Genomic DNA, 21734 nt, shown 5'->3' on the forward strand with positions numbered 1-21734 from the left:
CACCGAGGTCTGTCATGAAGGTCCTGTCCTCCCTGAAGTCGGCGAAGACCCGTCACCGCGACTGCAAGGTCGTTCGCCGTCGCGGCAAGGTCTTCGTGATCTGCAAGTCGAACCCGCGTTTCAAGGCGCGCCAGCGCTGAGACCGCCGGCCCCGGCCTGCACCGTCGAAAGCCGCCCCCGGGCGGCTTTCTTCGTTGTGGGACCGCGGGCGGCACGCATGCGCGGGCCGCTGCGTACAATCCGCCCGGGGAGTGCCGCCGGCCGGCGGCACACGGACAAAACGCCAACACGGGGAACCCGGATGAACAAGACCATTGCCGCATTGCCGCTGCTCGCCCTCCTGGCGACCGCCAGCCTCGCCGCCGGCGACGCCCATGCCGACACCCTGTTGATCGACCGCGCCGCCGGCAAGCAACAGGCCGTGGTGCCGGTACGCGGGCAGACCATGGCCCAGGTCGTCTCGCGCTTCGGCGAACCGTCCGAGCGGCTCGACCCGCGCGGCGGCCAGAAGTCGCAGTGGCCGACCATCAACCGCTGGTCCTACCCGCAGTTCACCGTCTACTTCGAGCAGGACCGCGTCATCGACGTGGTCGCCAACCGCGCGCACCCCAACGAGATCGGGCCCAAGCCCCCGGTGCTTTGAGCGCCGCCGGAGACCGAATGAGCAAGTCCGCACGCTTCCCCGCCGAGTGGGAGCCGCAATCCGCCATCCTGATCGCCTGGCCCCACGCCGGGACCGACTGGGCCGCCCGCCTGGGCGAGGTCGAGGAAACCTATATCGCGCTGGTCGCGGCGATCACCCGCTTCCAGCCGGTCGTGGCGTGCGTCGCCGACGAGGACGTGGAGGCCTACGCCCGGGCCCGGCTGTCCTCGGCCCGGGTGGACATGGACCGGGTGCGGTTCATCGAGATCGAATACGACGACACCTGGCTGCGCGATACCGGGCCGGTGACCCTGCATGGCGCCGAGGGTTTCGAGCTGCTGGACTTCCGTTTCACCGGCTGGGGCGGGAAGTTCGGCGCCTCGCGCGATGACCGCCTGGTAGAAGGACTGGTGGAGCGCGGGGTGTTCACCGCGGCCCGCCACGTGGACATCGACTTCGCCCTCGAGGGCGGTGCCATCGAGACCGACGGCGCCGGCACCCTGCTCAGCACCTGGCAGTGCCTGGCCGAGCGGCACCCCGGCAAGAGCCGCGACGAGGTCGGTGCGGCGCTGGCCGCCAGCCTGCACCAGGACCGGGTGCTGTGGCTGGACCACGGCTACCTGGAAGGCGACGACACCGATGCCCACGTCGACACCCTCGCCCGCTTCGCCGCCGCCGACGCGATCGTCTACCAGGGCTGCGACGATCCGCAGGACACGCACCATGACGAGCTGCTGCGGATGGCGACCGAACTCGCCGCGCTGCGCACCGCCGACGGCCGTCCCTACCGGCTGTTCGAGCTCCCGTGGCCACGGCCGGTACTCGACGACGGCCGCCGCCTGGCCGCCAGCTACGCCAATTTCCTGGTCATCAACGGCGCGGTACTGATGCCGGCCTACGATGACCCTGCCGACGGGCGTGCGGCCGCGGTGCTGGCCGAGGCCTTCCCCGGGCGCGAGATCATCCAGGTGCCGTGCAAGCCGCTGATCTGGCAGAACGGCAGCCTGCACTGCATCACCATGCAGCTGCCCGCCGGCGTCCTCGCCTGACACGACGGAGTTCCCCATGAAGCACGACATCCTTCCCGTCGCCCTGGTGCAGGAGTGCAACCACGGCGATGCCGAGGCCAACCTGGCCGTCATCGAACAGCGGGTGGCCGAGGCCGCCGCGCAGGGCGCGAAGCTGGTGCTGCTGCAGGAGCTGCACAACGGCGCCTACTTCTGCCAGCACGAATGCGTCGACGAGTTCGACCTGGCCGAGCCGATCCCCGGCCCCAGCACCGAGCGGCTGGGCCGGCTTGCCGCGCGGCACTCGGTGGTGATCGTGGCCTCGCTGTTCGAGCGCCGCGCCGCCGGGCTGTACCACAACACCGCAGTGGTGCTGGAGGCCGACGGCTCGCTGGCCGGCAGGTACCGCAAGATGCACATCCCCGACGACCCGGGCTTCTACGAGAAGTTCTACTTCACCCCGGGGGACCTGGGCTTCGAGCCGATCGACACTTCGGTCGGGCGCCTGGGCGTGCTGGTGTGCTGGGACCAGTGGTACCCGGAGGCCGCGCGGCTGATGGCACTGGCCGGTGCCGAGGTCCTGCTCTACCCCACCGCGATCGGCTGGGATCCGCTCGACGACCAGCCCGAGAAGGACCGCCAGCGCGATGCCTGGATCCTCAGCCACCGCGGCCACGCCGTGGCCAACGGCCTGCCGGTGCTGTCGTGCAACCGGGTCGGTCACGAGCCCTCGCCGCTCGGTGCCTCGGGGGTGGACTTCTGGGGCCATAGCCACGTGCTCGGGCCGCAGGGCGAGTTCCTCGCGCTGGCCGACACCGGCGCGCAGGTCCTGATGGCCGAGCTCGACATGAAGCGCAGCGAGGACGTGCGGCGGATCTGGCCGTTCCTGCGCGACCGCCGGATCGATGCCTACGGCGACCTGCTCCGGCGGTACCGTGACTGATCCGGCCGGACTCCTGCACGGCCAGCCGTACGAGCAGGTCGAACGCGACGGCGTGCACTACCTGCTGCTGGGCACCGCCCACGTCTCGCGCGAGAGCGTGGAAGCGGTGCGCGATGCGATCGGCAGCGGGCAGTTCGACGCCGTCGCCGTGGAGCTGGACCCGCAGCGGCTGCAGGCCCTGACCGACGCCGACTCGCTGGCCCGGCTCGACCTGGTGGAGGTCATCCGCTCCGGGCGCACCGCGATGTTCGCCGCCAACCTGGCGCTGGCGGGCTACCAGCGGCGGCTGGCCGAGCAGTTGGGCATCGAGCCGGGCGCCGAGCTCAAGCGCGCGGTGCTGGAGGCCCGCGCCCGCGAGTTGCCGGTGCACCTGATCGACCGTGACGTCGGCCTGACCTTCCGCCGCGCCTCCGCCAGCCTGGGCTGGTGGGGCCGGGCGAAGCTGGGCGGCGGCCTGCTGACCTCGCTGTTCGTCAACGAGGAGGTCAGCGGCGAGCAGATCGAAAAGCTCAAGCAGGGCGACATGCTCGAGGCCAGCTTCGAGGAGTTCGCCAGCGACAGCCCGGAGATCTACGAGACCGTGATCGCCGAGCGCGACCGCTACATGGCCGCGCGCCTGCGCCAGCTGCGCCAGGACACCAACCTGGACGGCGAGGTGCGGGTGCTCGCGGTGGTCGGCGCCGGGCACCTGCGGGGCCTGGCCGCGCACCTGCGCGAGGACCGGGAACCCGCCGCCGCGGTGCGCGCCGATCTCGAGTCGATTGCGGAAAAGAGCAGCATCCCCTGGTTCACCCTCGGCCTGGCCGCGTTCGTGGTCGGCGGCTTCGCCTGGGGCTTCTGGCAGGGTGGGCTGGACGTGGGGGCCGACCTGCTGCTGCAGTGGGTGCTGGCCACCGGCATCCTCGGCGCGATTGGCTGCACCATCGCCGGCGGGCATCCGCTGAGCATCCTGGTGGCCTTCCTCGCCTCGCCCATCACCCCGCTGCATCCGGCACTGGCCTCCGGCACCCTGAGCGCGCTGACCGAAGCCTGGATCCGCAAGCCGACCTACGCCGACTTCCTGGCCCTGCGCGACGATGTGCAGAGCGTGCGCGGCTGGTGGCGCAACCGGGTGGCCCGGGTGCTGCTGAACTTCTTCCTCACCAGCCTGGGTACGGCGATCGGCGTCTGGACGGGTGGGCTGCGGATGCTGGGGCGGTTGTTCGGGTAAGGGGGGCGAGGTGTCGCGAGCCGGCATACGGCGCAATACGGCGTTCCGCCTGTTGCGCCCTGCGGTCGCCGGTGCACGCAGGGCGCAATAGCCGAAGGCGTATTGCGCCGCAACCTCACGCCCCCGGCGTCGCCACTCCACCCGCCTGGCCACCCGCCTGTTCCCCCCGCGCCCGCCGCAGCAGGCGCTTTGTGGCGATGCTCAGGTCATCCAGGATCGCGTAGATGGTCGGCAGGAACAGCAGGCTGACCACCGTCGAGAACGCCAATCCGCCCGCGACCGCGCGGGCCATCGGCGAATAGGTCAGCCCGCCCAGCACCACCGTCTCGCTCAGCGAGATCGGGATCATCGCCAGGATCGCCGTGCCCATGGTCATCAGGATCGGCCGCAGGCGCTCGCGGCTGCCCTCGACCAGCGCGTCGGTCCGGCCCATGCCGCCACGGCGACGGTTGTTGATGTGCTCGACCATCACGATGCCGTTGTTCACCACCACGCCCATCAGCACCAGGATGCCGATGAAGGCCATCACCGAGAACGAGGTGCCGGTGATCCAGAACAGCCAGAACACGCCGAAGATCGAGAACACCACGCAGCTCATGATCGCCGAGGGGAACAGCAGCGACTCGAACACCGCCGCCATCACCACGTAGATCATCACCAGCGCCAGCAGGGTGTTGAACAGCATCTGGTTCATCGCCTGGGCGTCTTCCTCGAAGCTGCTGCCGCCGAAGCTGTGGCCGTAGCCCGGCGGGAAAGCGATGCGACCCAGCGCCCGCTCCATCGCCTGGCGGGCCTGCTGGGTGGTCGCGTCCGGGGCCAGGTTGGCGACGATCGGCAGCGAGGTCTGGCGGTCGCTGCGCTGGATCCGCGAGGCCACCGGACTGGCGGTGATCTCGACCATGCTCATCAGCGGCACGCTGCGCCCGTCGGGCGCGGTGACGGTGAACGAGGCCAGGTCCTCCATCCCGTACTCCTGGGCGCCCTCGAAGCGCACCCAGACCGGGATCTCGTCCTGCCCGCGGCGGAACTCGCGCAGCTGCGCGCCGCGCAGCGCCAAGCCGACGAAGCGCGAGACCTGCTCGGCGCTGAAGCCGAACGAGGCGGCACGCTCGCGGTCCACCCGCACCCGCAGCTCGTTGCCGGTATCGCCCTGGTCGATCCGCACATCGCGCAGCGCCGGCTCGGCCTGCAGCAGCGGCAGCACATCGGTGGCCAGCTCCTGCAGCACGGCGGTGGAGTCGCCCACCAGCTCGACCTGCAGGTTCTGCCCGCCACCACCACCGCCGCCGCCCTGCCCGCCCTGCGAGCCGACCCGGATCTCGGCGCGCGCCGACTTCGGGATCCCCTCGCGGATCTGCTCGACCAGCTGCTCGACCCGGCCGCTGCCGGCGACGAAGTCGACCTGGGTACCGGCGTTGCCGCCTTCCGAGAACCACGAATAGACCTGGCGGATCCGCAGCGCCTCGCGATGCGCCTGCAGGTAGTCCTCGACCCGCGCGACCTCGGCGGAGACCTCCTCCAGCGGGTAGTTGCCATGCCAGCGGTAGCCGATCTGGACCTGGTCGGTGCTGCCATCGCTGAACATGTCGAACTGGGTCTGGGTCATCGGCACGATGCTGAGCAGCATGATCGCCACGATGCCGGCCACGCTCCAGCCCCGGTGCTCCAGGGTCCAGCGCAGCAGGCGCGCGTAGCGGCGCTGCATGCGGGCGATCAGCCCGTCCGGGCTGTGCACCGCCGGCGGGGTCTTCATGCGCGCCGAGAGCATCGGGATCAGGCTCACCGCGACCAGCCACGACGCCAGCAGCGAGACCGAGATGGTGATCGCGATCTGCGCCATGAAGATGGTGATGTTGTTGGTCTCGCTTAGCAGGTTGGGCACGAACACGATGACGTGCGACAGGGTGCCGGCCGACAGCGCGATCGCCACGTGGCGGGTACCGAGGATCGAGGCGAGCATCGGCTGGTCGGGCATCCGCTCGCGCTCCTGGTAGATGCTCTCCACCACCACCACCGCGTTGTCGACCAGCATGCCGACCGCCAGCAGCAGGCCCATCAGGCTGAGCACGTTCAGGGTGACCCCGGCGAAGTACATGAAGCCCAGCGTCATCACGAAGCAGATCGGGATCGCCAGGGTGACCATCAGCGTCGACGGCCAGTGACGCAGGAAGAAGAACAGCACCGCGATCGACAGCAGCAGGCCGACCAGCCCGGCCTCGCCCAGCTCCAGCAGCGAATCGGTGACCTCCTCGCCCATGTCGTTGATGACCTTGACCTCGATCCCGCCCAGTTCGGGGCGCGCGCGGATCCGCTCGACCTCCTCCTTGACCAGCCGCGAGACCTCCACCAGGTTCGCGCCGCGCTCCTTGTAGATCTCCAGGCCCACCGCGGGGCGGCCGTCCAGCCGCCGGCCCATCTGCAGCCGGGCCGGCTGGTAGTTCACCGTGGCGATGTCGCCCAGGCGGGTACCGCGCTCGTCGAGCACCAGTCCGCGCAACTGCTCGATGTCCTCCAGCTCGCCCCTGGGCTGCACCCGCAGCCGCCGGCCGGCATCCTCGATCTCGCCCGCCGACACCGAGAAGTTCGCCTGCTGCAGGCGCTGGGTCAGCTGGTTGAGGTCGATGCCGTGCGCGACCAGCCGGTCGGGATCGATGGCGACCTCGACCTCGTTGGCCGCCGCGCCGCCGATCTCCACCCGCGCCACACCCGCGATGCGCTCCAGGTGGCCTCGGAACTCGCGGTCGATCAGGTCGTACTGCCAGCGCAGGTCGGTGCTGCCGGCCAGCCGCACCTGCAGCACCGGCTGGTCGCTGGTCGACCACTTGTGGACGAAGTAGCGGCGCAGGTCGTCGGGCAGCTCGCCGCGGATCGCGTCGATCCGCTCGCGCGCCTCCGAGGCGGCGATGGCGATGTCGCGGTCCCAGTCGGAGAACTCCATGAACACCCCGGCGCCATCGGCGGTGGCGTTGCCCTGCATCCGCTTGATGCCGGTCATGGTCGCCAGCGCCTCCTCGGCCGGGCGCAGCACCGTGCGTTCGACCTCCTCCGGCGTGGAGCCCTCGTACGGCAGCTGCACGTACAGGAACGGCGCGGAGACATCCGGCAGCGCCTCCAGCGGCAGCCGGAACGCGGCGATCAGCCCGATCACCACCATCGACACGAACAGCATGATGGTGGTGACCGGCCGCCGCAGGCTCAGCTCGGCGATACTCATGCCGGCTGCTCCGTGCCCTCGTCGCCGGCGCCGTCAGCCGCCGCGCCGTCAACGGCGATGCGACGGGCACGTTCGCGGTAATAGCCGTCGGCACGGCGGTCGAGCAGGTCGTAGACCACCGGGATCACCACCAGGGTCAGTAGCGTCGACACCACCAGCCCGCCGATCACCGCGATCGCCATCGGCGAGCGGACCTCGGCGCCGGCCCCGGTGGCCAGCGCCAGTGGCAGGAAGCCGAACAGCGTGCACAGCGTGGTCATGATGATCGGCCGCAGGCGCGAACGCGCACCCTCGATCAGCGCCTCGCGCTTGGCCACCCCGGCCTCGCGCAGCTGGTTGACCTTGTCGATCAGGATGATCGCGTTCTTGGTCACCAGCCCGACCAGCAGGATCAGGCCGATGAACACCACCACCGAGATGGTGTGGCCGGTCACCAGCAGCGCCAGCACCGCGCCGACCATCGCCAGCGGAATGGTGAACAGGATCACGAACGGGTGCAGCAGCGACTCGAACTGCGAGGCCATCACCAGGTAGACCAGGAAGATCGCCAGGCCGAAGGCGAACATCAGCGAACGCGCCGACTCGGCCAGCTCCTCGCCCTGGCCGCCGATGTGCATGCCCACGCCCGCCAGCGGCTGGGCGGCGACCATCCGCCGCACGTCCTCCACCGCGGTGCCCAGGTCGATGCCGCGCAGGTTGGCCGAGACCACCGCCACGCGCACCTGGTCGGCACGGTGGATCTCGCTCGGGCCGGTGGTCGGGACCACGTCGGCGACGCTCGACAGCCGCACCGCGGCACCGCCGGGCGCCGGCACCAGCAGGTCGCCGATCGAGGCCACCGAGGTGCGGTCGCCTTCGCGCGCCCGGACCAGCACGTCGATCTTGCGGTCCTGGAAGCTGTAGCGGGTGGCCACCTCGCCGCGCACCTTGGTCACCACCACGTCGGCGATGTCGCGGGTGGTCAGCCCGTAGGCCGCCGCGCGCTCCTGGTCGAAGATGATCTGGATCTCCGGGTAGCCCTGCTCCACCGTCGAGCTGACGTCGGCGTAGTTCGGACTGGAGCGCAGCATCGCCGCGAGCTGCCGGCCGGCGGTCTCCAGCTCGCCCAGGTCATGGCCGGACAGCTCGATCTCCAGCGGGGTGGAGAAGCTCAGCAGTTCCGGCCGGGCGAAGTCGACCTGCGCTTCCGGGTAGTCGCGCATGGTCGCGCGCAGGTGCTCGGTCACCGTGGCCTCGACCTGCTGGCTGCCGCCACCGGCCATCACCACGGTCAGCTTGCCGATGTTGTCGCCGCTCTCGGTGGGGCTGGCGTCCAGCCGCGTGCCGCTGCCGCTGACACCGTACAGCGCATGCACGCCGGCCTCGCCGGCATGCCGCGACTGGACCTTCGCCACCAGCGCGTCGGTCTCGCGCAGCGGCGTGCCCGGCGGCAGCTTGGCGGTCATGGTGAAGCGGTCCTGGGCCAGCTGCGGGATCAGGTCCGCGCCCAGCAGCGGCACCATCGCCATCGCCGCCACGAACACCAGCACCGCCGTTCCAAGCGTCAGCGCCGGGCGCGCCAGCGCGGACGGCAACAGGCGCAGGTAGCCGCGCTCGGCGCGCCCGTAGGGCGCCATCGCCAGGTCGCTGGCCCTGCCCATCACCGGGGCGACCACGCGTACCAGCCCGCGCCAGGCGCGCACGAACAGCCAGGCGATGCCGAAGAACAGGAAGCGCACGCTGCCGGAGATCCCGCGGCGGGTGGCCGCCGCCGGCCGGCCCAGCCTCGAGCGCGGCTGCCACGCCGGGCGCGGCGCTTCCTCCGGGAAGGCCAGCGGCGCGCGCCCCTTCAGTGCGGTGAGCATCGGGATCAGCATCATCGCCACCAGCAGCGAGATCGCGATCGCGATCGCCACCGTCAGCGCCTGGTCCCTGAACAGCTGCCCGGCGATGCCTTCCACGAACACCAGCGGCAGGAACACCGCGATGGTGGTCAGGGTCGAGGCGACCACCGCCATGCTGACCTCGCGGGTCCCGGCGACCGCCGCCTGCAGGATGCCCAGCCCACGCTCGCGCGCCTTGGCGATCGACTCCAGCACCACGATCGAGTCGTCCACCACCAGTCCGGTCGCCAGCGCCAGCCCGCCCAGGCTCATCACGTTCAGGCTCAGGTCCAGCTGGTCCATGAAGAAGAACGTGGTGATGATCGAGACCGGCAGCGACAGGCCGATCACGAACGTGCTCCAGCCGTCGCGCAGGAACAGGAAGATCACCAGGATCGCCAGCAGGCCGCCGATCACCGCATCCTTCTTCAGGTCGTCGATCGCCTGGCGGATGAAGGTCGACTGGTCCTCGATCACGGTCAGCCCGATGCCCGCGGGCACCTGCCCGCGGATCTGCTCCAGCCGGGCATGGACCGCCTCCGCGGTGGACACGGTGTTGGCGTCACCCTCCTTGTAGATGGCCAGCTCGACCGCCTCGTGTCCGTCCAGGCGGATGATCGCATCGCGCTCCTTGTGGCCGCTGCGCACCTCGGCCACGTCGCGCAGGCGCACCGGCACCCCGCCGGCCACCGTGTTGCCGCCACCGGAAGCGGTCTGCACCGAGGCCGCCGCGGCCATGGCCGCCGACGAACCGGTGGCCGCCGCGACCCGGGCCATCTCCATCGCCGCCGATTCCGCCGCGTCATTGCCGGCGCTGCGCACGGTGACCAGCATCGCGCCGATCTCCTCGACGCTGGCGAACTGGTTGACGGTGCGCACCAGGTAGCGCTGCGACCCCTCCTCCAGGCTGCCGCCGGACAGGTTGACGTTCTCCTGCGCCAGGCGCTGGACCACGGTCGACAACGGCAGGTTGAGCTGGGCCAGTTTCTGCTGGTCGATCAGCACTTGGATCTCGTCCTCGTAGCCGCCGGCCACCTTGACCGCGGCCACGCCGGTGACCGGCTCCAGCCGCTTCCTCAGGTCCTCGTCCGCGTACTGGCGCAGTCCGGTCAGCGCCGCGTCGTCCTCGGCCGCGGTGGCCGCGAGCGCCAGCCGCACGATCGGTTCGGTGGAGGGATTGAAACGCAGCAGCACCGGCGGCTCGGCGTCCAGCGGAAGCTGCAGCGCTTCCATCTTGTCGCGGACCTCTAGGCTGGCCTGGTCCATGTCGGTGCCCCAGGCGAACTCCAGCACCACGTCGCTCTGCCCGGTGCGCGAGACCGACTTCAGCCGGCGCAGGCCCTTGACCACGCCGACCGCCTCCTCCACCCGCTCGGTGATGAGGGTCTCGATCTCCGCCGGCGCGGCGCCGGTGTACTCGGTGCGCACCGTGAGCGTCGGATAGCTCAGGTCCGGCAACAGGTTGACCTTGAGGTTGCCCAGCGCGATCAACCCGAACAGCACCAGGCTGATCATCAGCATCGCCACGGTGACCCGACGGCGGGTGGAGAACTCGACCAGGCTGAAGCCCGGTGCGGAATCCGGCGCGTCCGGGCGCGGCTGTCCCGCGCGCGCGGGATCGTGCGGCGTGTCGGTCATGTTCGGGCTCCCGGGTCAGTCCTGGACGGCAGCGGGGGCGGCATCACCCGCCTGGCCGGCGGCGACCGCCGGGGCATCCGGGTCGATCACGGTGACCTTGCCGCCATCGCGCACCGCGGCCTTGCCGGCGACCACCACCCGGGCCCCGGGGGCCACGCCCTCGCGGACCTCGACCCAGGCGCCGTCGACATAGCCCAGCTCGACCGGCGTGCGCACGGCGATGCCGTCGTCGACCACCAGCACTTCGGCCTTCACACCCTGCGCGTCGACCAGCGCCGCGCGCGGCACCACCAGCGCGTCGGCACGCTGGTCGTAGTCGATCCGCAGGCGGCCGAACATGCCCGGCTGCAGGCGCTCCCTGCCCTCGAACGCCGCGATCACCCGGAAGGTGCCGCTACCGGCGTCGACCACCGGCGAGATGCGGTCGATCCGGCCCTCAAAATCCTGGCCCGGCAACGCATCCACCTGCAGCGTCACCGGCTGCCCGGCGCGCAGGGTGGCCAGTTCGCGTTCGGGCACGTTCAGGGTCGCCTCCAGCCGCGAGGTGTCGACCACCCGCACGATCGGCGTGTTGATCTGCACGAAGTTGCCGTGCTTGGGCGTGACCTGGGCCACCACGCCGGAGATCGGCGAGGTGACGTTGGCGTAGGACACTTCCAGCTGGGCGAGACGGTTGGCGGCCCGGGCGTTCTCCAGGTCGAAGCGGATCCGGTCGAAGTCGGCCGCCGACAGCAGTTGCTGCTCGGCCAGCGACTGCGAGCGCGCGAACTCCGCTTCCAGCTTGCGCATCTGGGCCCCGGTCTGGGCCTCCTGCAGCCGTGCGCGGTCCGAATCCAGGCGCACCAGCACCTGCCCTGCCTTGATCCTCTCGCCCTCGGCCACCAGCACCTCGAGCGCGACGCCGGAAGTCTTGGCCACCACCTGGGCCTCCCCGGGCGCCTCCAGCGCGGCGGTACCGGTGTAGCTGGCGGCCATCGGCCGCCGCTCGGCGAGCGCCACCTCCACCGGCACCGGCGCGGCTTCCGCCTCGGCGGTCGCCTCGCCCGGGCCTTGGCCGGGACCGCCACAGGCGGTCAGGCCACCGGCGACAAGGACGCCCCCGAGCAGGACACTCCCGATCAGCGACAGGCGGGTGGCAGCAGCAGAGGCACGAAAGAAGCCGCGGTGGCGTGCGCGGCGGGAGACTGGCTGTCGCATCGGGAGTCCGGAGTAAGGTGGTGGGACGGGCGTCGGGCCGGCTTGTGCCGGTGTAGTAGATAGGTATATCACCAGGCGCCCTCCGCCCCATCCGCCAAAGGTCACGGTGACTGACGGGCGCTGCCGGATCGCAGCTTGCGGCCATGGATGTGTGCGAACGTGAACAGAAGCTATACTCGGACGATTGCGGGTCAGGGAGGGGGTCGAAGGCTCCCTGGCCATGTCCACCTGCCAGCAACAAGAGAACGCGGACTAGAACATGATGCGACCGCTGACCATTGCCGCCTGCCTGACACTTGGCCTGTTCGCCGCGCCCGCCGGGGCCCAGGACGCGGCACCCGCTGCCGGCGACCCTGCCCGTGGCCACCAGCTCACCTACACCTGCGTGGGCTGCCACGGCATTGCCGGCTACAAGAACGCCTACCCGAACTACCACGTGCCCAAGATCGGCGGCCAGTCGCAGACCTACCTGGTCAACGCGCTGGTCGAATACCGCCGCGGCACCCGCAGCCATCCCACGATGCAGGCGCAGGCGCAGGGGTTCAGCGACCAGGACATCGCCGACATCGCCGCCTTCCTTTCCGGCCTGCAGTGAGCACGGGAGCCAGAACAATGACCAAGACCCGCTTCTTCCTTGCTCCGCTGGCCGCGGCGGCCCTCCTCTCGCTGGCGGCCTGCACCTCCGAGGCCCCGGCCGGCGCCGGGGCGGCGCTGCCGGGCATGCCCAAGGGCAACATCGCCGCCGGCGAGCAGCTGGCCAATGCCAAGGGCGCGGCCACCGGCCAGTCCTGCATCGACTGCCACGGCGCCGACGGCAACGCTCCGATCGACGCCAGCTATCCCCGCCTAGGCGGGCAGTTCGGCGACTACCTCGCTTATGCACTGCGTGCCTACCGCGACGGCACCCGCGACCACGCCCTGATGTCGATGCAGGCGCAGGGACTGTCCGACCAGCAGGTCGCCGACATCAGCGTGTACTTCGCCAGCCGCGACTCGCAGCTGCGCTCGCTGCAGGGCGCGCACAACTGACGCCTGCCGGCGGCGCCTCAGCCGCCGGTTCCCCCGCCTTCCTGGAGTTCCGGCTTGAACGGGATGTCCGGCGGCGGCCGTGCGCTGGCCGGCTGCTCGACCATGTTCGGGTCCTCGATGCCGCAGCCGCCCCCGAGTGCCAGCATCACCGTCTGGCACACGATGGTCTTGCTGGTGCCGGGAATCGGGATGCGCACGGTGGTGACGCTGCGCCGCACCCACTCCTCCAGCAGGGTCTCGTTCGGCTGCCAGAAGCGGTCGAAGGACGTCGGCTCGTAGTCGGTCGGCGGACGCCGCAGCCAGGTACCGGCACGGTCCAGGTTCTCGATCTCCTCGGTGATGGTGCCCGGCGCGTTCCCGGTGGCACTGCTGCCCGGCGTATCGGCCAGCCGGACCCGGCCATCGCTGTCGAACAGGCCGGCGGGCTGTCCGGCCTGGCCGCCGTCGCGCGCGGTGTCCGCGCCACCCCAGTCGTCCGCCCGGCCCGGATCCGGCCAGCCACCCGGCGCCGGCGTCGGCCGCGGGCCGGCGGTGGTCGCCGCAGCGGGCGCATTGGCCTCGGCTGACGACGCCTGCCCGGCCTCGCCCGCGGGCGGAGCATCCCCGGCGATATCCGGCGCCCGGCCGGCCACCGCCGGCGGCGCGGCCGCAGTGTCGGATGCGGCCGCGACGTGCACGGCCGGGTCCGCGGGCGCCTGCCCTGCCGGCGCGGCGGGCCGTTCCGGCATCGGGATCGCGCGCTCGCGGGCGACCCGCTCGGCCGGATCCAGCGATGGCTGCGGCGCCGCGGGCGCAGGACGGCGGAGCTCGGGCGCGGGCGGAAGCGGCGTGGTGACCGGCATCGGCAGCTCGCGCTCGCCAGGCGTTCTTGAAGGCAGCTGCAGCATCGGCCCGGCGAGCTCCGGGGCCGCGACCCGGGCCGGTTCCAGGCGCCGGGGTGGCGCCGGGATCTCGCGCTCGGCCGCGTTTCGTGCCGGCGCCTGCAGTTCCGGGGTCGCCAGGGCGCGGTGCACGTCCAGGCTTGGCGGCGGCAGCAGGAAATCGGCGGTGGTGTCCTCGGACACCGGCTCGGTGACCTGCAGGCGTTGCTCGACCGGCTGCGGCATCGGGACCTCGCGCTCGGCGGGTGCGGCGATGCTGGCCGGCAATTCGGGCTGGCCGGTCGCGGGCCGCACCTCGAATGCCGGGGCCGGCAAGCCCGCTTCCGCGGCCGGCGCGGGCTCGGCCAGCGCGGGTGTCGCGGCCGTCGCCGGGACGGCGGTGGCGGCAGGAGCCGCGGGTGCGGTCACGGGAGCTGGATCGGGCATGGGCACCGGTGCCGCCGTGTCCCCGGCCCCACCGCCGACCTCGTCCGGCGTGCCTTCGCCGATGAACTGCACCTGCACCACGTCCTCTTCGCCCTGGCGGGCCGCATCGCCCGGACTGATGCCGGTCAGCAGCAGCCAGAGCAAGGCGAAGAACAGCAGCAGGTGCCATAAAACCGAAAACCCGCCGGCGAATACGCGCAGCGGGCGGTCTTCCGGGTCTTCGGGTTCCCAGTGCTGCCGCCAGAGCGCGGCGAAGGCGCGCCAGGGACCGGGGTCACCCACCGCCGGGCCCGGCGCGCGCGGTGGCCGGGCCGCCAGCTCGGCGACGATCGCCTCCACGTGCGCCGCCGCTTCGGGTGGGGGTGGTGGCTGCCGGAACCACTCGTCCCAGCCCGGCGGCATGTCGCCGGCGCCGCGGGTGCGGTACGCATGCAGGCGCATGCGCCGCTGGAGTGCCTGGATGTATGCGTCAGCCGTGGGCATCAACGACGCGCCGGGCGGTCAGGCGCGCTGGTCGCGGGCGTAATACGGCTCCGCGCCGGTGTCATGGTCGGTGGCATCGCGCACCGCCGTGACTCCCGGGACCTTCTGCATCAGGGTCTTCTCGATCCCCTGCTTCAGCGTGACATCGGCCATCCCGCAGCCGTGGCAGCCACCGCCGAAGCGCAGCACCACCACTCCATCCGCGGTGATCTCCTCCAGGCTGACCATGCCGCGGTGCGAGGCCAGCTGCGGGTTGATCTCGTTGTCGATCAGGTAGCGCACCCGCTCGACCAGCGAGGCCGACTCCGGTGGCGGGCTGCCCTTGATGCCGGGCGCGCGGATCTGCAGCTGTCCACCGGTGCCACTGGTCTCGTAATCGATCTGCGCACCGTCCAGGCAGGCGGTGCTGGAGGCGTCCAGCCACAGCGTGAACCCGTCGCAGTCGATCGCCCACTCGTCGCCCTTCAGATCCGCCGGTTCGGCGAACTCCAGGCGCACGTCGGCACGCGGGGTGCCGGGGTGCACGGCGCTCAGCCGCACCCCCAGTTCCGGAAGGGCCTCACGCTCGATCAGCTTGCGGAAGTGTTGCTGGGCGGAATCTGAGATCTGGATCATGCCGGCCATTCTAGCGCCCCGCGGGCGCCGGCACCGGCCGGCCGCGTTGCCGTACGATCGCCGTTGCAGAACCGCACAGCCAGAGGACTTCTCCCATGAACGACCTGATTCCCCTCGCCCGCGCCCACTGCATGCCCAGGCGCGGCGACGAACACCGCCTGGGCGATGCACGCCTGCGCGAACTGCTGCCCCAGGTCCCGGGCTGGGAGGTGGTCGAGGAAGGCCGGGCGATCCGCCGCACCTACACCTTCGAGGACTACTACCGGACCATGGCTTTCGTGAACGCGCTCGCGTTCATCGCCCATCGCGAGGACCACCACCCCGACCTGCAGGTCCACTACGACCGGGTCGTGGTGCGGTACTCGACCCACGACGCCGGCGGCCTGAGCGAGAACGACTTCATCTGCGCGGCCAAGGCCGACGCCCTGACGGAGTAGGACCATGGACCTGCAACGCCCCACCCGTCTGCTTGCCCCGGCCGCCGCGCTCACGGCGCTGCTGGCGCTGGCGGGCTGCGAGCGCCCGGTCGACTCCGCCGCGCTGATCACGCCGACCCAGCCCAGGGCCGTGCATACCCCGCCACCGGACTATCCGGCGGAGCTGGCGTGTTACGGCCAGGGCGGCACGGCCGACCTGATCATGGAAATCGGCGTAGACGGCAGTCCGCACGAGCTGCGGATCGAGCGCAGCAGCGGCCACCCGCAACTCGACCAGGCGGCACTGGACGCGGTGGCCGGCTGGGAGTTCACCCCGGGCACCCGCGGCGGCGAGCCGGTGGCGACCGACCTGCGGGTGCCGGTGACCTTCCGGCCGCCGGTCGAGCGCCCGCAGATGTGCAACCGCCTCGACGAGCAGCGCCGGGCGGACTGAGCACCTCCCGCCTCAGCGTCCGCCGGCGAGGCGGTCCAGCACGTCGGTCAGCTCGGCCGGCAGCGGTGCATTGAGCAGGTACGGGGTCCGTCCCCCGTCCAGTTCGAATTCCAGCGTGGACGAGTGCAGGAACAGCCGCCGCAGGCCGGCCTTCGCCCGCAGCCGCTTGTTGGCCTCCGGTTCGCCGTACTTGTCGTCGCCGGCCACCGGATGGCCGATGTGGCGCGCGTGGGCGCGGATCTGGTGGGTCCGGCCGGTCTCGATCCGCACCTCGCAATAGGAATGCCCGGCCACCCGCTCGAGGGCGCGGAAGTGGCTCAGCGACGGCTTGCCCTCCGGGCTCACCTGCACGTGGCGCTCGCCCCCCTGGCGCAGGCCCACGTGCAGCGGGGCGTCCACGCTCATCATCCCGTCCGGCATCCGTCCGGTGAGCAGGGCCAGGTAGCGCTTCTCGATGCCGCCTTCCTCGCGCATCAGCGCCTGCAGTTCGATCAGCGCCGAGCGCTTCTTGGCGACCACCAGCAATCCGGAGGTGTCGCGGTCCAGCCGGTGCACCAGCTCGAGGCTCTGCCCGGGCCGGGCCGCGCGCAGGGTCTCGATCGCACCGAAGCTGATCCCGCTGCCGCCATGGCTGGCCACTCCGGTCGGCTTGTCCAGTGCCAGCAGGCGCTCGTCCTCGTACACCACCGCCGCCTGCAGCGCCTCCATGAACGCCCTGGGCGGGGTCCCCGAGGCGCCCGGCGCGTCCAGCCGGACCGGCGGGATGCGGACCTCGTCGCCGCCCTCCAGCCGCCGGTCGGCCTTCACCCGGCCCCCGTTCACCCGCACCTGGCCGGAGCGGACGATCTTGTAGACCAGCGACCGGGGGGCGCCTTTGAGCTGGCCGAGCAGGAAGTTGTCGAGCCGCTGCCCGGTGCGGTCGCCGGGGACGGTGACGGTTCGCGGCCCGCTGCGGGCATCGGTGCTGTCTGGATGGCTCATCAGGCTGAATTGCTCTACACTCGCGACGCGAGATAAGGTTTTGATTTGGCAGGGAGTTGAACCTGCCGCCGTTGCTGGGGACAGGCCGTGCCGGAGATCCATTTTCGGGACGGGACCGCAGCATGCCGGTTCCGGAACGCGCCATGTTAACAATGGCCTGCGCCGGGAACCTTGGAACGCCCGGTGGGTCAGACCATCGGTGACACATTGAACGAACACGACCCGGTGGCACGGGGCCCTGCCCTGGCGCCGCCGGCCCGGAAAGAAAAAACGTAAAAGACAAGCGCTCCCGCGGTCCGCCGTGGTGTTGCAGCGCTGGAAATCGGAAGGCAACGCCAGCGCGCGCACCGGCGCCCGGGTACCGGTAGCAGCGGGCCGTGCAGGCGGAGCGGAGGTTCCAGAGGCGAAACGCCATGGCGTTCTGCGCGGAGTCACGCGCGAGGAACGCGACAATGAAACGCATGCTGATCAATGCGACGCAGGCAGAAGAACTGCGCGTCGCGATCGTGGACGGCCAGAACCTGTACGACATCGACATCGAACAGCCGTCCCGGGAGCAGAAGAAGTCCAACATCTACAAGGGCCGCATCACCCGCCTGGAGCCCTCGCTCGAGGCGGCGTTCGTCGAGTACGGCGCGGCACGCCACGGTTTCCTGCCGCTGAAGGAAATCTCCCGCGACTACTTCCAGTCCGGGGTCGACCCCAACAAGGCCGGCCTGAAGGAGCTCCTGCGCGAAGGCCAGGAAGTCGTCGTCCAGGTCGACAAGGAAGAGCGTGGCAACAAGGGCGCCGCCCTGACCACCTTCATCTCGCTGGCCGGGCGCTACATGGTGCTGATGCCCAACTCGCCGTCCGCCGGCGGGGTTTCGCGGCGGATCGAGGGCGAGGACCGCGCCGAGCTCAAGCGCGCCCTGGACGCGATGACGATCCCCGACGACATGGGGGTGATCATCCGCACCGCCGGCGTCGGCCGCGACGCCGAGGAACTGCAGTGGGACCTGGACTACCTGCTGCAGGTCTGGAAGGCGGTCTGCGAGGCCGCGCTTTCCAAGGCCTCGCCGTTCCTGATCTACCAGGAAAGCCGGCTGATCATCCGTGCCCTGCGCGACTACATGCGCCCGGACATCGGCGAGATCCTGGTCGATACCGACGAGATGTACACCGAGGCGCGCGAGTTCATCGAGCAGGTGATGCCGCACAACCTGCGCAAGCTCAAGCACTACACCGACGACACCCCGCTGTTCAACCGCTACCAGATCGAGTCGCAGATCGAGAGCGCCTATGAGCGCGAAGTGCGCCTGCCGTCGGGCGGCGCGCTGGTGATCGACCAGACCGAGGCGCTGACCGCGATCGACGTCAACTCCGCGCGCGCCACCAAGGGCGGCGACATCGAGGAGACCGCGCTCAACACCAACCTGGAGGCAGCCGAGGAAGTCGCCCGCCAGATGCGCCTGCGCGACCTGGGCGGCCTGGTGGTGATCGACTACATCGACATGTCGTCCAACAAGCACCAGCGCGAGGTCGAGCAGAAGCTCCAGCACGCGCTGCGCCAGGACCGTGCCCGGGTCCAGGTCGGGCGGATCTCCCGCTTCGGTCTGCTGGAGATGAGCCGCCAGCGCCTGCGCCCGTCGCTGGGCGAGTCAAGCCAGATCGTCTGCCCGCGCTGCGAGGGCCAGGGCCGCATGCGCTCGGTCGAGTCGCTGTCGCTGGCGATCCTGCGCGTCGCCGAGGAGCACGCGATGAAGGACAACACCGGGCAGGTGCTGGTACAGGCCCCGGTGGAGATCGCCAACTACCTGCTCAACGAGAAGCGCCGCGCGCTCAGCGAGATCGAGCAGCGCCACGACGCCCCGGTGGTGATCGTCGCCGACGAGCAGCTGCACACCCCGCACTACGAGGTCACCCGTCTGCGCGAGAACGAGCTGGGCGAGGAAAGCGGCCGGCCGAGCTACCAGCGCGGCACCCCGCGCAAGTTGCCCAACCATGCGCTGACCAAGGCCAACCTCAACATCCCCAAGCCGGCGGTCACCAACGTGCGCCACGAGCGCCCGGCCCCATTGCGCGAGCCGCGCGAGGCCGTGGCCCCGCAGCCTGCGCCGACGCCGGCGCCCGCCCCGGTAGTGGTCGCCCCGACCCACTCCATCGGCATGGTGGAGCGGATCATGCGCTTCTTCCGTGGCACCCCGGCACCGGAGGGTACGCAATCCGACGAGCGTTCGCGCGGGGACGGCGGGCGCAACGGCGAGGGTGGTGGCAACGGCCGTCGCCGCTCCGGCAAGGCTGGCCGCGACAACGGTGCCCGGCGCGAGGACAGGCGCGGCAACGGCAACGGCAAGGCGCAGGGCGGCAACCGCGAGCGCGAGCCGGCGGCCGAGGAGCGCAGCCAGGAGCGCACCCAGGAGCGTCGCCAGCGTGGCAAGCCGGAGAAGGCCGAGCGCCAGGAGCGACCGGAGAAGGCGCGCGGCAAGCAGCGTGACAACAACCAGGCCAATGCGAGTGGCAACGGCAACGGCAACCGCGACGCCAAGCCGGCCAACGCGGGCAAGCCGCCGCAGGCGGCTGCCGATGCGGACCTCGAGCGCAGCCAGGGCAAGCCGGAAACGGCCGGCGGCGGGTACGTGGCCGGCTCCAGCGGTGGCTATGTGAGCGGCTCCAACGCCCCTCCGCCTGCCGCGACTGCGGCCACGGCCGCGCTGGCGGTCACCGGCAACGAGGCCGCACCGAAGGCGACTGGCGCGTCGGGCGACCCCGAGGCCGGCGGCCACACCGGCGAGGCCGGTGACGCGGGTGATGGCGAGGGAGCCGGCCGCCGCCGCCGCGGGCGTCGTGGTGGCCGCCGCCGCCGTCGCGGCGGTGAGTCCGCCGGCGCACCGCAGCTGGATACCGAAAGCCTCGACAGCGAGGGTGATGCCGAGGGAATCGATCCGGTGCCGTCCGCCACGGGCGGTTCACACCCGGAGTTCGATTTCGCCGACGATGCGGCGGACAAGCTGCCGGCGAAGGCGACTGTCGATGTGCAGGTGACCGCAGAGGCGACGGTCGAACGCCGGCCACAGACCGGGTCGAAGCCGGAGAAGCCGGAGAAGCCGGAGCGCCAGCCTGAATCGAAGCCTGCATCGAAACCGGAGCCGCAGGCCGACTCCAGACCGGAGCGCAACGTCGAGCCGAAGCCGGAACCAGGGCAGGAACCGGAGCGCGAGCCGGTGCCGGCGCCCGGATCCGCCGTGGAGCCTGCCACCGAGGCGGCCGTCGAAGCCGGCGCAGAACCCGGCGAGGCATCCGCTGACGAGGCGCCAGCCAAGCCCACCCGCAGCCGCCGCCCGCGCAAGACCGCGGCCAAGCGCGCCGCCTCCACGGCCGCGACCGCGGCTCCCGAGGCAGCGCCCGTCGATCCGGCGCCTGCCGCGGTGGTCGAGGAGGCCAACGCGGAGGAGGCCCAGGCAATCGTCCCGGCCCCGGTGCCGGTCGACGAGGCGGACGTCGTGCCCGAAGGCGCACAGGTGACGCAGGATCCGGTCACGGTTCCCGCACCCGACGCACTTGGCGCCGGCAGCAACGACGCCGTCGCGGAGCCGCGCACCGGCAACCTGTTCGAGGCACCCGCGGACGCTGCTCCCGCCGCGGATCCGGCCGATGCGGCCGCCATCGCGGCCGCCGATGAAGCGGTGGACGAAGCCGGTATGGAACAGGCACCGCCACCGGCGCAGGAAGACGCCACCAGCGCACCCGCGGACGCACAGGTGGACAAGGCCGACGCAGGCGACACGCCCGAAAGCAGGTAATCTGCCGGGCATGCAACAAACGACGGGCCGCAGATGCGGCCCGTCGTCATTCCAGCATCGGAAAACCGCCCGCAGACCCGGGCGGCAGGCAGGTCAGATCGCGCCGGCCGGTTCGGCCATGCCGTACTGCCCCATCAGCCGCGCCAGCGCCACCGTATCGGCGATCTCCAGCTTCTCGAACAGCCGGCTCTTGTGGGTATTGACGGTCTTGGGGCTGAGGCTGAGGCGTTCGGCGATCTGCCCCTGGCGCATCCCCTGGGTGAGCATCAGCGCCACTTCCATTTCCCGGTCGGTGAGCGCATCGAAGGGGTTCCCACCGCCATCGATTCCGGCAAGCGCAAGGTAGCGCGCGACATTGCCGGCCAGGAAACGCCGTCCCCGGGCGACCTCGCGGACGGCGTGCAGCAGTTCCTCCGCATCGCCGCCCTTGCCGACGTACCCCGAGGCACCCGCCTCCAGCAGGCGGCGCGGCATCGGCCCGTCCTCGAGCACCGACACCACCACCACCCGCACGCCGGGCTGGCCGCGCACGATGCGTTCGGTGATCTCCAGCCCGCTCATGCCGGGCATGTGCAGGTCGCACAGCACCACGTCCGGCGCCAGCGCCCGGATCTGCGGCAGCGCCGCCTCTCCCGACGAGGCCTCGCCCACCACCTCCATGTCGGGCTGCGTGGACAGGATCAGGCGCATGCCACTGCGCACCAGCGCGTGGTCATCGACTAGGAATATCCGGGTAGCCATATCTCTCCTCCGTGTGAGCTGATGGCGGAAGCGGTGGGATTCGAACCCACGAACGGTTTCCCGTTGCCGGTTTTCAAGACCGGTGCCTTCAACCACTCGGCCACGCTTCCGCAGGTCCCCAATGCCGCGTCCTGCGGCGGGGCTATTCTGACACGGCGCGCCCCGGGGGGCGCTGGTATGCCGCCTGCTCCTCGGGACTGCAGGGCTTGCCG

Annotated in this window: 16 protein-coding genes, 1 tRNA gene and 1 pseudogene; 10 read left to right on the top strand and 8 right to left on the bottom strand. The window is 71.1% G+C overall.

The window, feature by feature from the left end:
- The first annotated feature begins 14 nt into the window (after positions 1 to 14).
- From ykgO to LY625_RS01960, 5 genes are all read left to right on the top strand, one after another.
- Positions 15 to 140 carry a type B 50S ribosomal protein L36 gene (gene ykgO / locus LY625_RS01940; protein ID WP_005913193.1) on the top strand — a complete coding sequence of 42 codons (126 nt, stop codon included), beginning with the start codon at positions 15 to 17 and terminating at the stop codon, positions 138 to 140.
- Between the two features lie 161 nt (positions 141 to 301).
- Complete coding sequence (locus LY625_RS01945) at positions 302 to 643, top strand: hypothetical protein (RefSeq protein ID WP_233737317.1); 342 nt, start codon at positions 302 to 304, stop codon at positions 641 to 643.
- A 17-nt stretch (positions 644 to 660) separates the two neighbouring features.
- The gene (locus LY625_RS01950) at positions 661 to 1692 is read left to right on the top strand and encodes an agmatine deiminase family protein (protein WP_233737318.1); all 1032 of its coding nucleotides are present in this window, start codon (positions 661 to 663) and stop codon (positions 1690 to 1692) included.
- Positions 1693 to 1708: 16 nt separating this feature from the next.
- Positions 1709 to 2593 carry a carbon-nitrogen hydrolase gene (locus LY625_RS01955; RefSeq protein ID WP_233737319.1) on the top strand — a complete coding sequence of 295 codons (885 nt, stop codon included), beginning with the start codon at positions 1709 to 1711 and terminating at the stop codon, positions 2591 to 2593.
- On the top strand, positions 2586 to 3803 hold the full coding sequence (locus tag LY625_RS01960; protein WP_233737320.1) for a TraB/GumN family protein: 1218 nt from the start codon (positions 2586 to 2588) through the stop codon (positions 3801 to 3803). The genes LY625_RS01955 and LY625_RS01960 overlap by 8 nt, the downstream gene beginning before the upstream one ends.
- A gap of 115 nt (positions 3804 to 3918) precedes the next feature.
- On the opposite strand, the gene LY625_RS01965 is transcribed toward LY625_RS01960, so the two are convergent.
- The 3 genes and pseudogenes from LY625_RS01965 to LY625_RS01975 all read right to left on the bottom strand — a co-directional run bounded on the left by LY625_RS01965 (position 3919) and on the right by LY625_RS01975 (position 11714).
- Positions 3919 to 7017, bottom strand: a complete 3099-nt coding sequence (locus LY625_RS01965) for an efflux RND transporter permease subunit (RefSeq protein ID WP_233737321.1) — start codon at positions 7015 to 7017, stop codon at positions 3919 to 3921.
- Positions 7014 to 10439 (bottom strand): annotated as a pseudogene (locus LY625_RS01970) (efflux RND transporter permease subunit); the annotation flags it as partial. The pseudogene LY625_RS01970 and the gene LY625_RS01965, both read right to left, overlap by 4 nt.
- A gap of 93 nt (positions 10440 to 10532) precedes the next feature.
- Positions 10533 to 11714: an efflux RND transporter periplasmic adaptor subunit gene (locus tag LY625_RS01975; RefSeq protein ID WP_233737323.1), complete on the bottom strand. Its 1182-nt coding sequence runs from the start codon at positions 11712 to 11714 to the stop codon at positions 10533 to 10535.
- Between the two features lie 262 nt (positions 11715 to 11976).
- Here LY625_RS01975 and LY625_RS01980 point away from each other — a divergent pair, with 262 nt between their 5' ends.
- The gene (locus LY625_RS01980; protein ID WP_233737560.1) at positions 11977 to 12309 is read left to right on the top strand and encodes a cytochrome c; all 333 of its coding nucleotides are present in this window, start codon (positions 11977 to 11979) and stop codon (positions 12307 to 12309) included.
- Between the two features lie 17 nt (positions 12310 to 12326).
- A complete protein-coding gene (locus LY625_RS01985) occupies positions 12327 to 12743 on the top strand; it encodes a cytochrome c (RefSeq protein ID WP_343223447.1) in 417 nt (138 codons plus the stop codon).
- A gap of 17 nt (positions 12744 to 12760) precedes the next feature.
- On the opposite strand, the gene LY625_RS01990 is transcribed toward LY625_RS01985, so the two are convergent.
- Both LY625_RS01990 and LY625_RS01995 read right to left on the bottom strand, forming a co-directional pair.
- Positions 12761 to 14533 (bottom strand): hypothetical protein, encoded by a 1773-nt coding sequence (locus LY625_RS01990; protein ID WP_233737324.1) that lies wholly within the window; start codon positions 14531 to 14533, stop codon positions 12761 to 12763.
- An 18-nt stretch (positions 14534 to 14551) separates the two neighbouring features.
- The gene (locus tag LY625_RS01995) at positions 14552 to 15148 is read right to left on the bottom strand and encodes an NfuA family Fe-S biogenesis protein (protein ID WP_233737325.1); all 597 of its coding nucleotides are present in this window, start codon (positions 15146 to 15148) and stop codon (positions 14552 to 14554) included.
- 95 nt (positions 15149 to 15243) lie between these two features.
- On the opposite strand from LY625_RS01995, the gene LY625_RS02000 reads away from it, so the two are divergent.
- Positions 15244 to 15585, top strand: a complete 342-nt coding sequence (locus LY625_RS02000; protein WP_233737326.1) for a 4a-hydroxytetrahydrobiopterin dehydratase — start codon at positions 15244 to 15246, stop codon at positions 15583 to 15585.
- Positions 15586 to 15589: 4 nt separating this feature from the next.
- Positions 15590 to 16018 (top strand): energy transducer TonB, encoded by a 429-nt coding sequence (locus tag LY625_RS02005; protein WP_233737327.1) that lies wholly within the window; start codon positions 15590 to 15592, stop codon positions 16016 to 16018.
- Between the two features lie 12 nt (positions 16019 to 16030).
- On the opposite strand, the gene LY625_RS02010 is transcribed toward LY625_RS02005, so the two are convergent.
- Entirely contained in the window at positions 16031 to 16999 is a 969-nt protein-coding gene (locus LY625_RS02010; RefSeq protein ID WP_233737328.1) for an RluA family pseudouridine synthase, read from the bottom strand.
- Between the two features lie 452 nt (positions 17000 to 17451).
- On the opposite strand from LY625_RS02010, the gene LY625_RS02015 reads away from it, so the two are divergent.
- The gene (locus LY625_RS02015) at positions 17452 to 20781 is read left to right on the top strand and encodes an Rne/Rng family ribonuclease (protein WP_233737329.1); all 3330 of its coding nucleotides are present in this window, start codon (positions 17452 to 17454) and stop codon (positions 20779 to 20781) included.
- A 93-nt stretch (positions 20782 to 20874) separates the two neighbouring features.
- Here the strand turns inward: LY625_RS02015 and LY625_RS02020 are convergent, their stop codons facing one another.
- On the bottom strand, positions 20875 to 21522 hold the full coding sequence (locus LY625_RS02020; protein ID WP_233737330.1) for a response regulator transcription factor: 648 nt from the start codon (positions 21520 to 21522) through the stop codon (positions 20875 to 20877).
- Between the two features lie 22 nt (positions 21523 to 21544).
- A tRNA-Ser gene (locus LY625_RS02025) sits at positions 21545 to 21632 on the bottom strand.
- Positions 21633 to 21734: the final 102 nt, after the last annotated feature.

It is taken from the genome of Lysobacter sp. GX 14042, from assembly GCF_021390425.1.
Lineage (GTDB): Bacteria > Pseudomonadota > Gammaproteobacteria > Xanthomonadales > Xanthomonadaceae > Novilysobacter.